The following is an 8,854-nucleotide window of genomic DNA, read 5'->3' as shown; positions in this document are numbered from 1 at the left end:
GCGCTGGCTGAAGGATGGCCGGTCGAGCGGGTCGATGCCACGCTGCGCGCCATCCTGCGCGCCGCGGCATTCGAGCTTCTCCGCCGCAAGGACATCCCGCCCCGTGTCGTCATCACGGAATATGTGGATGTCGCCAAGGCCTTCTACGAAGACGACGCCACCGGCCTCGTCAACGCCGCCCTCGATGCGATGGCGCGCGAAGCTGGTACGGATCTCAGCGAGACTCTCTAGTGCGCCCGGTGTTCTCCCGGTGCCTCCGGGCAAAGAAAAAGCCCCGGTTTCCCGAGGCTTTCGAATTCTTCCATCTGCGACCTAGAAGCTCTGCAGGATCTGGTCGATGAACGTACGATCCTCGCCGAAGGACTGCGTGCGGCGGCTTTCGATAGCGACGGTCTTGCCGTCCTGCAGACCGTAAACGGCCTTGTCGACTACCTTATTGTTCTTGTCGAAATAGACGACCAGAACGGTGCGCGAGTCGATCATCGTCATGCCGAACGAAGTCTGGCGCACCTTGGTCTCGACATAATAGAATGCAGATTGGTCGCCGAACGAATTGACCGACTGGGGCGAACCGAGCACCAGCGTCACTAGGTCTTTACTCTGACCGGGCCGGATCTGCGCCAAGGCACTCTCGGAGATCTCATACCCCTGGGTCCGCTGGGTGATCAGCGAGTTGCTGCTGGTGCAGGCCGCCAGCGCCATTGCGAGCAGGGCAGCAGCGGCGAGCGGCGCAAATGGACCGGTGGCGGTACGCAAGGGCATGAATTTGACTTTCCCGATGGCTCTCGACTATAGGCACGACAACAAGGCGGCGGCTCTTGTGGCCGCCGGAATGTTTAGCTGCCAACTTGTCCGTCTGGCAAGCTGACAATGGACCGCAATCCTATGATCCTGTCCCTGTTCCGCAAGAACACAGCCACCGAACCGGTTTACGCCGTCTATAGCGCTATTGTGGCGCAATCCCGGCAACCCCGGTTCTACGTCGAGTGGGGGGTCCCCGACACAGTGACGGGGCGCTTCGATATGATCAGCCTGCATATGGCGCTGCTGTTTCGCCGCCTGCGCGCCGAATCCGGCGAGCAGAAACACTTTAGCCAGGCGGTGTTTGATCTGTTCTTCAAGGACATGGATCGCTCGTTGCGGGAGATGGGCGTTGGCGATCTGGGCGTACCCAAACGAATCCAGAAGATGGGCAATATCTTCTTCGGTCTGCTCGCCGCAATGAACGAGGCGATGGACCGCAACGATGCCGTAGCGCTGCAAGACGTGCTGGCGCGCAACATCTTCGATGGCGCTCCCGGCCCGCATGTAGCGGCCTTGGCCGACTACCTCCTCGCCGAAGACCGGGCCCTGGCGGCGCAGGCCGCTGGTTCCATTACGGGCGGTGCACTGAGTTTCGAGGTCGCGGCGTGAGCGCTTCTGCAACGCCTCCGCTGTTCGATGCAGTTGTTCGCATCGACCGCATGCCGGCTTCCGGTCGGGACCTCACGGTCTCGCTCGACGAACCCACGCGCGCGGCGCTCGCCGAGCTACTCAAGCTGAGCGCTATCGACTCCTTCGAAGCGACCCTGATGGTTGCGCCCCTGCGCGGTGGCCTCAGGGCCCAGGGGCGCCTTGTGGCCGATATCGTGCAACCTTCCGTGGTGACGTTCGAGCCGGTGGGGCAGCATGTAGACGAGGCCATCGACCGGGTATTTCTGCCGGAGGCGCAAGCTCACAAGCCAACACCGGGCTCAGAAATCTTCGTCGACCTCGAGGACGAGGATTTTCCCGACCACATCGATGGTCCCGAAGTTGATCTCAGCGCCTTGCTGATCGAGACGCTGGCGCTGGCTATCGATCCCTATCCGCGCCTTCCCGGTGAAGGACTTGATTCCCTCGGCGTCCACCTGGGGGATGAGCCTTCTGGCCCCTTCGCCGCCCTCAAAAAGCTCAAGAAGTCCACCGATATTGACCGGTAGCGACAAGCGCCGGCTTGCACCGACTCCCCGATGGGATATGTTTGGCTGCCTCCTCGCGGGGCGTAGAACGGGCTGAAATGACCGATAAAATAACGATATCAGTGGATGCGATGGGCGGTGACAATGCCCCCCGTGCCGTGATCCACGGAGCCCATCTGGCCCTGCGCGAGCACAAGAATATCCGTTTCATATTCCATGGCCGCCAGGAGCAGATTGCTCCCCTGCTCGACGAATTTCCCGACCTCAAGCCCGTATCCACTATACGCCACTGCGATCTGGTGATCGCCATGGACGAAAAGCCCAGCCAGGCCCTGCGCAAGGGCAAAGGTACGTCGTCCATGTGGATGTCCATCCAGGCGGTGAAGGACAAAGAGGCCGACGTGGCCATTTCCGGCGGCAATACCGGCGCGCTGATGGCCATGGCCACCTTTTGCCTGCGCCCGATGAAGGGTATTTCTCGGCCGGGCATCGCCGCCATCTGGCCGACCCTGCGCACCGATATCATCGTGCTCGACATGGGCGCGACCATTGGCGCGGATGCACAGCAACTGGTCGATTATGCCATTCTGGGATCGGCCCTGGCGCGCTGCCTGTTCGAGTCCGACTCGCCGACGGTCGGCCTGCTCAATGTCGGCACCGAGGAGGTAAAGGGCCTCGACTTCATCAAGGAGGCAGGCCGCATATTGACGGAGGCCAGCGGCTCCGGATTCACCTATCACGGCTTCGTTGAGGGCGACGACATTGGGAAGGGAACGGTGGATGTCGTCGTCACCGAGGGCTTTGTCGGCAATGTCGCGCTCAAGACCGCCGAAGGCACTGCCCGCCAGGTTGGCTCCTATCTTCGCAGCGCCCTCAAATCTAATCTGATGAGCCGCATCGGCGCGCTGTTCGCCAGCTCGGCGCTCAATGCCCTGCGGCGCAGGATGGATCCGCGCACCGTCAACGGCGGCGTATTCATGGGCCTCAACGGCATCGTGATCAAATCCCATGGCGGCACGGATGAGATCGGTTACAAAAGCGCCTTGAGTCTGGCCTATGAGATGGCTCACAGCCGCCTGATCGACAAGATTGACGAAACCATGAAGCGCTTCCCCATCAAGGCCGCGCCAGTACCAACCGAAGCAGAACCTGAGGCGAAACCGGCGTGACCAAAACGCGTACCATCATCCGCGGTGTCGGCGGCTACCTGCCCGAAAAGGTGCTGACCAATGCCGAACTGGCCACCATGGTCGACACGTCCGACGAGTGGATTCAGCAGCGCGTCGGCATCAAAGAGCGCCACATCGCAGCCGAAGGGCAGTTCACGTCCGATCTTGCGGTAGAAGCGGCCAGGAAGGCCATGGCGGCGGCGGGCGTCACCCCCGACGACATCGACCTGATCATCGTCGCCACCACGACGCCGGATTACACCTTCCCGGCCGCCGCAACGCTCGTCCAGATGAAACTGGGCATGCATCACGGCATGGCCTTCGACCTCCAGGCCGTGTGCTCTGGCTTCGTCTATGCCTTGGCCACTGCTGACAGCTATATCAAGAATGGCTTGGCCACCCGGGCCTTGATCATCGGCGCCGAGACATTTTCGCGCCTGCTCGATTGGACCGATCGCACCACCTGCGTGCTGTTCGGCGATGGTGCCGGCGCCATGGTGGTGGAGAAGATCGAACTCGACGACGACGCCCCTGAACGCGGCGTCCTGGCCTCGGCGCTTCGCTCCGACGGCCACCACTGGGACAAGCTCTATGTCGATGGCGGCCCGTCCACCACCGGCACCACCGGCCATGTCCACATGCAGGGCCCCGAAGTCTTCCGCCATGCCGTCGGCAAGATAACCGATGTGGTCTATGCCACGCTGGACAAGGCTGGCTACACCGTCGACGACCTCGACTGGTTCGTGCCGCACCAAGCCAATAAGCGCATCATCGAGGGGGCAGGGGCCAAGCTGCGCCTGCCGCCCGAAAAGGTGGTGATGACCGTTGACCTGCACGCCAATACATCGGCCGCATCGGTCCCGCTCGCGCTGAGCACGGCCGTTGCCGATGGCCGGATCAAAGAGGGCGATCTGGTGATGCTTGAAGCCATGGGCGGCGGCTTTACCTGGGCCGCTTCCCTCATTCGCTGGTAACACCTGTCGCCACGTGATTGACCTTAAGCCTTTCAAGGCGTTAGTGTCTTTTTGGGTGGAGGAACACAGCGCCGAAATCAGCCGCATGAGGGGTTTATGACGGTTTGATAGCGCTGCGCGAAGGGAAGGATTCCCGCGCTATGGCTCGGCCCCATTGGGCTGCGCCGGCGGCAATTTGATCGGGGACGCGATCCGTCCCGGCGTGGGAATTTGCACCTTTCGACAACACGGGGGTACGAATGACGCAAAAGACGATTACGCGGGCCGATCTGGCCGAGGCGGTGTACGGCACGGTTGGGCTGTCGCGGACCGAGTCGGCGGAGCTGGTGGAACGGGTGCTCGAGCTTATCGGGGACGCATTGATCACCAGCGCGAACGTCAAACTGTCCTCCTTTGGTTCCTTCCAGGTCCGCTCCAAGAACGAGCGCATCGGCCGCAATCCCAAGACGGGTGAAGAGGTGCCGATCCTGCCGCGACAGGTTCTTGTGTTCAAACCGTCCAATGTGTTGAAGTCCAAGATCAACAAATCTATGGTTCGTACTGGAAAATAAGCCATCCAGAGCGAGTCTCAGCCTCCGTGGATAAGTCGCCAGACGCCTTCCGGACGATATCCGAAGCCGCCGATGAGCTGGACCTGCCACAGCATGTCCTGCGCTTCTGGGAAACTCGTTTCTCAACGATCAAGCCGCTGAAGCGCGGTGGCGGCCGCCGTTACTACCGCCCGGAAGACGTGCTGCTGCTGCGCGGCATCCGCCATCTGCTCTATGATCAGGGCTTCACCATCAAGGGCGTGCAGCGCATCCTCAAGGATCAGGGCAGCCGCTATGTCATCGCCGTCGGCGAGGGCAGGCCGCTCGAAGACATCCTGCCGATGATCGAGCAGGCCGAAGCCGCTGGCGACGAAGCCGAGATCGAAGAGGCCGTGATGCTGGCCAGCCCGGGCCTCGATCGTGAATCCCGCGACAAGCTGTCGGACGTGCTGCGTGAACTGCTGGAATGCAAACGCATCCTCGAGCGTGCCCGCGAGACCTGATCGCGCCCGCCAACCAATCCGGCAACGTATGGAATGAATGTTCTAGACGGGCTCGACATTGGTGCATATGTTGCAGCGGCCTGCCATTCCCGGAGATAGATAAATGACCGTTCGTTTCGGCCTGCTCGGTGCAGGGCGCATCGGCAAGGTTCACGCCAAGGCTGTGACCGCCAACCCCAAGGCCAGCCTCGTGGCCGTTGCCGATGCCTTTCCCAAGGCGGCCGATGACATCGCAGCCCAATATGGTTGTGAGGTGCGCAGCGTAGAGCAGATCCTTGGGGCTAGCGACATCGACGCTGTGGTGATCTGCACCCCCACCGATACCCATGCCGACCTGATCGAGCAGTTTTCCCGCGCCGGCAAGGCCATCTTCTGCGAGAAGCCGATCGATCTCGACGTGGAGCGGGTCAAAGCCTGCCTCAAGATAGTCGATGCCGAGGGCGGCACGCTGATGGTGGGCTTCAACCGCCGCTTTGACCCCCACTTCATGGCGGTCAAGGACGTGATCGCCAAGGGCGAGATCGGCGCGGTCGAGATGGTCACCATTGTCTCGCGCGACCCCGGCGCTCCGCCGGTGGACTACATCAAGCGCTCGGGCGGCATCTTCCGCGACATGACCATCCACGATTTCGACATGGCCCGCTTCCTGCTCGGGGAGGAAATCGAGACGGTCAGCGCCCAGGCCTCGGTGCTGGTCGACAAGGCGATCGGGGAAGCCGGGGACTTCGACAGCGTCTCGGTGATGCTGGCCACCGCGTCGGGCAAGCACGCCACCATCTCCAATTCCCGCCGCGCCACCTATGGCTATGACCAGCGCATCGAAGTGCATGGCTCCAAGGGCGCCGTCTCGGCGGAGAATCAGCGTCCGGTGTCGATCGAGGTCGCCAATGCCACCGGCTATACCAGGCCGCCGCTGCATGACTTCTTCATGACCCGCTACACCGAAGCTTATGCCCGCGAAATCAGTACCTTCATCGACGCGGTTGAATCGAAGTCTCCGGCTTCGCCCAGCGGTATCGACGGCCTGATTGCCCTGGCGCTGGCCGACGCGGCACTGAAATCGGTCAAGGAAGGTCGCGCGGTAAGGCTGACCGAAATCACCGGCGCGCTGGCCGACAAATCGGTGTTCCAGGGGCGCTGACCGCACTCGTCCAATCCCATGCAAAAGGCCGCCCCTCTGGCGGCCTTTTCAGTTTAGCGCAGCTTTGGGCGCGGGGGATTACTTCAGTGCCGCCGGCGTTTTTCGGCGATGCTGACAGTGAGCGCCATGGCGAAGGCCATGCTGGCCGAGAGCGAGCGGAAGCCGGCATGATCGGCCTCGACCACCTCGAACCATTCCTTGGAGCACTCGGCCAGGGGAGAGAACGCAGAATCGGTCAGTGACACCACGGGAATGCCGCGCGAGGTGAGCATCCGCGCCTGCGCCGCACTTTCCGAGGCATAGGGCGAGAAACTCACGGCGAAGGCGGCATCGCGGGGCGTGGCCATGGCCAGAAGGTCATCGTCGATACCCGCCGAGGTGCCGACCAGCTGGCATTTCACCCGCAGCTTGCCGAAGGCATAGGCCATGTAGCTGCTAATGGGGTAGGAGCGGCGCTTGGCGATGAGATAGATGGTCTCGGCCTTGGCCAAGAGGGTAACGGCGCGTTCGAAGGCGTCGGGCTCGACGGCGGCTGAGATGGCATCGATCGAGCGGTGCGCGGCCGAGATGAAGCCGTTGAAAATGGTCGTGCTTTCGGCCAGCGCGGCGCCGTTCTGCTCCAGCGTGCGCAGACGCTCCTCGTAGGACGAGGTGCGTTCGCGCAGCCGGGCGCGGAACAGCAATTGCAGGCCGGAAAAGCCGTCAAAGCCGAAATGCTGGGCGAAGCGGACCAGGGTGGAGGGCTGCACGTCGGCGGAAACCGCAATGCTGGCCGCGGTGCCGAAGGCGATCTCGTCCGGATGGTCGAGTGCATAGGCCGCCACCTGGGTTAGCCGCTTGGGCAGTTCGGCCTTGCGCTCGAGGATCGCTGTACGCAGCGCGTCGAAATCCTGCGGCGGCTGTTCTTTGACGTCGGACATGGCTCACTCTCGCATTCGCGACCATAATCCCCAATCCGGCGCCGCAATCAAGCCTTGCTGGAAAGTCTGTTCCGAAAACGGAATATTTGGCCCGCGGAGCACGTCCGCGGGACCATGGAGCATGAGCGGGTTACGCCACGCTGAGCTTGGGGCGACGATCCGTTTCCGCCCACAGGATGAACAGCGACGCGGCCAGGATCAGCACCGAGCCGGGCCAGAACCAGACGGACGGCGTCTGGCTCAGGAAGATCCATCCGAGCAGGCCGCTCAACGGCACTTTCAGGTCGCCGAAGGGCTGCAGATAGGTCGCGTCGGCCACCTTGTAGGCAAAGCTGAGCAGATACTGCGCCGCCGCCGTCAGAGCGCCGAGCAGCAGCAGCAGCCACAGGCCGTCGCCAGAGGGCAGGGCGAAGGGGAAGCCCGTGGCGAGCCCGGCAGGAACCAGCGTCGGCGCGAGCCAGGCAAAGGCGTTCACCGCCAGCAGGATCAGCAGGTGATTGGGCGTTACCAGCACCAGCAGCGAGATGGTGAGCGTTTCCGGCGATTCTTCGCGGGAAAGGTACTTGGTCAGCACGTCGGTCGTGGCCCAGAGCGCCGCGGCAATGATCGGGATCAGCGTGTACCAGGTGAGCCCTTCGGTACCGACGCCGGAAACGATGATGGCACCGACAAAGCCCACCAGCCCCGCCGCGATGCGCGCGGCAGAGGCGCGTTCACCCAGGAACAGTGTCGAAGCGAGAATGACAAAGAGCGGTCCGGTGGCCAGCAGGGTCACCATCTGCCAGATCGGCACGCCGGAGGCGAAACCATAGACGAAGACGTGGACGCCGAGCGCTGAAACGAAGGCGCGGATTTCGTGCAGCAGGGGATGGCGGGTCCGCAGATTGCTGAGACCGATGCGCATGATCAGCGGCAAGGCCAGTACCGATGCAATGACATATTGCCAGAAGGCCATGCCTGTCGATGACATGCCGAAGCCGCCATACTCAGTTGGGGTTGGCAGGACTGACTGCAAGACATTGGTGCCGGCGAAGGCAATGCTTGCCACCACCATGAGGAACGCGCCCGATGCGGCGGGATTTTTGGCAAAAGAGGAAACTTGGCTCATGTGAAGTCCTTTCCGTAACCAGTTTCCTCAGGGTTACGGGAGGTCTCGCTGGGTGCCTGCGCCCGGCCGCCGAAAGGCTGCGGGCGCCGGCGAGCCAGCGCTGATCCCGTTCTCTTTCATCCGGACTATACCGTCGGCTCCGGAATTACACCGGATCTGCTGACCCCGACTTTCGCCGGGCGCTCGCGGGCTTGGCGTCGCCGCCTTTACCGCCGGTGGGGAATTGCACCCCGCCCTGAGAACATACGGAACGTATTGTTCCGCGCGATAAACATAGGGGAGGGGGCGGTTGTGGGCAAGTAGACACAAGGGTGTAACTGTGCGTCCTCCGCGAACAGTATGGAATAATTGTGCATGCAGAAGCGCCGCCTGTGATGCGGTTGTCAGGAGAACGGTGATGGCGAGACCGCAGTCTCGAGAGGGTAGTCAAAAAATGTGAGGCTGTAGTCTCGCCATCACGCCGGGATTTTTCACACACGCATCGAGCGGCCGCCCTTTCGGGTTGGACGGTCGAGCTGGAGGCGGGGCGCTGTGCCCCTCTCTCCTCCTGCCAGCGTCCGGCCGGTGGT

11 protein-coding genes and 1 riboswitch are annotated in these 8,854 nt (G+C 62.4%); of the genes, 8 read left to right on the top strand and 3 right to left on the bottom strand.

Going from position 1 to position 8,854, the window contains the following annotated elements:
- A partial coding sequence (locus V6M52_RS10615; RefSeq protein ID WP_332701008.1) for a transcription antitermination factor NusB occupies positions 1 to 231 on the top strand: 231 nt, incomplete at its 5' end.
- A gap of 81 nt (positions 232 to 312) precedes the next feature.
- On the opposite strand, the gene V6M52_RS10610 is transcribed toward V6M52_RS10615, so the two are convergent.
- Positions 313 to 762, bottom strand: a complete 450-nt coding sequence (locus tag V6M52_RS10610) for an outer membrane protein assembly factor BamE (protein WP_332686688.1) — start codon at positions 760 to 762, stop codon at positions 313 to 315.
- A 123-nt stretch (positions 763 to 885) separates the two neighbouring features.
- Here V6M52_RS10610 and V6M52_RS10605 point away from each other — a divergent pair, with 123 nt between their 5' ends.
- The 7 genes from V6M52_RS10605 (at position 886) to iolG (ending at position 6,257) form a co-directional block, all read left to right on the top strand.
- Positions 886 to 1,413: a ubiquinol-cytochrome C chaperone family protein gene (locus V6M52_RS10605; protein ID WP_332701007.1), complete on the top strand. Its 528-nt coding sequence runs from the start codon at positions 886 to 888 to the stop codon at positions 1,411 to 1,413.
- Positions 1,410 to 1,961 (top strand): YceD family protein, encoded by a 552-nt coding sequence (locus V6M52_RS10600; protein WP_332686684.1) that lies wholly within the window; start codon positions 1,410 to 1,412, stop codon positions 1,959 to 1,961. Before V6M52_RS10605 ends, V6M52_RS10600 begins: the two co-directional genes overlap by 4 nt.
- Before the next feature lie 77 nt (positions 1,962 to 2,038).
- Positions 2,039 to 3,109 (top strand): phosphate acyltransferase PlsX, encoded by a 1,071-nt coding sequence (plsX, locus tag V6M52_RS10595; RefSeq protein WP_332686682.1) that lies wholly within the window; start codon positions 2,039 to 2,041, stop codon positions 3,107 to 3,109.
- The gene (locus V6M52_RS10590) at positions 3,106 to 4,083 is read left to right on the top strand and encodes a beta-ketoacyl-ACP synthase III (protein ID WP_332701006.1); all 978 of its coding nucleotides are present in this window, start codon (positions 3,106 to 3,108) and stop codon (positions 4,081 to 4,083) included. The genes plsX and V6M52_RS10590 overlap by 4 nt, the downstream gene beginning before the upstream one ends.
- Before the next feature lie 239 nt (positions 4,084 to 4,322).
- Positions 4,323 to 4,634 carry an integration host factor subunit alpha gene (locus V6M52_RS10585; protein WP_332686678.1) on the top strand — a complete coding sequence of 104 codons (312 nt, stop codon included), beginning with the start codon at positions 4,323 to 4,325 and terminating at the stop codon, positions 4,632 to 4,634.
- A 26-nt stretch (positions 4,635 to 4,660) separates the two neighbouring features.
- Positions 4,661 to 5,116 carry a MerR family transcriptional regulator gene (locus V6M52_RS10580; RefSeq protein WP_332686676.1) on the top strand — a complete coding sequence of 152 codons (456 nt, stop codon included), beginning with the start codon at positions 4,661 to 4,663 and terminating at the stop codon, positions 5,114 to 5,116.
- A 103-nt stretch (positions 5,117 to 5,219) separates the two neighbouring features.
- The gene (gene iolG, locus V6M52_RS10575; protein ID WP_332701005.1) at positions 5,220 to 6,257 is read left to right on the top strand and encodes an inositol 2-dehydrogenase; all 1,038 of its coding nucleotides are present in this window, start codon (positions 5,220 to 5,222) and stop codon (positions 6,255 to 6,257) included.
- Positions 6,258 to 6,340: 83 nt separating this feature from the next.
- Here the strand turns inward: iolG and V6M52_RS10570 are convergent, their stop codons facing one another.
- Together V6M52_RS10570 and V6M52_RS10565 are read right to left on the bottom strand one after the other, a co-directional pair.
- Entirely contained in the window at positions 6,341 to 7,177 is an 837-nt protein-coding gene (locus V6M52_RS10570) for a MurR/RpiR family transcriptional regulator (protein WP_332686672.1), read from the bottom strand.
- Positions 7,178 to 7,307: 130 nt separating this feature from the next.
- Positions 7,308 to 8,285, bottom strand: a complete 978-nt coding sequence (locus tag V6M52_RS10565; protein ID WP_332701004.1) for a DMT family transporter — start codon at positions 8,283 to 8,285, stop codon at positions 7,308 to 7,310.
- A 104-nt stretch (positions 8,286 to 8,389) separates the two neighbouring features.
- Positions 8,390 to 8,532, bottom strand: a riboswitch (FMN riboswitch).
- Positions 8,533 to 8,854 lie beyond the last annotated feature (322 nt).

This window comes from Devosia sp. (genome assembly GCF_036676215.1).
GTDB lineage: Bacteria > Pseudomonadota > Alphaproteobacteria > Rhizobiales > Devosiaceae > Devosia.
Note: the sequence above shows the minus strand (reverse complement) of the source record. Positions and strands in the feature narration are given on the sequence as shown.

Coding starts and splice junctions, on each gene's coding strand:
- iolG (WP_332701005.1), top strand. CDS start 5,220: ATGACCGTTCGTTTCGGCCTGCTCGGTGCAGGGCGCATCGGCAAGGTT.
- V6M52_RS10610 (WP_332686688.1), bottom strand. CDS start 762: ATGCCCTTGCGTACCGCCACCGGTCCATTTGCGCCGCTCGCCGCTGCT.
- V6M52_RS10570 (WP_332686672.1), bottom strand. CDS start 7,177: ATGTCCGACGTCAAAGAACAGCCGCCGCAGGATTTCGACGCGCTGCGT.
- V6M52_RS10605 (WP_332701007.1), top strand. CDS start 886: ATGATCCTGTCCCTGTTCCGCAAGAACACAGCCACCGAACCGGTTTAC.
- V6M52_RS10585 (WP_332686678.1), top strand. CDS start 4,323: ATGACGCAAAAGACGATTACGCGGGCCGATCTGGCCGAGGCGGTGTAC.
- V6M52_RS10565 (WP_332701004.1), bottom strand. CDS start 8,285: ATGAGCCAAGTTTCCTCTTTTGCCAAAAATCCCGCCGCATCGGGCGCG.
- plsX (WP_332686682.1), top strand. CDS start 2,039: ATGACCGATAAAATAACGATATCAGTGGATGCGATGGGCGGTGACAAT.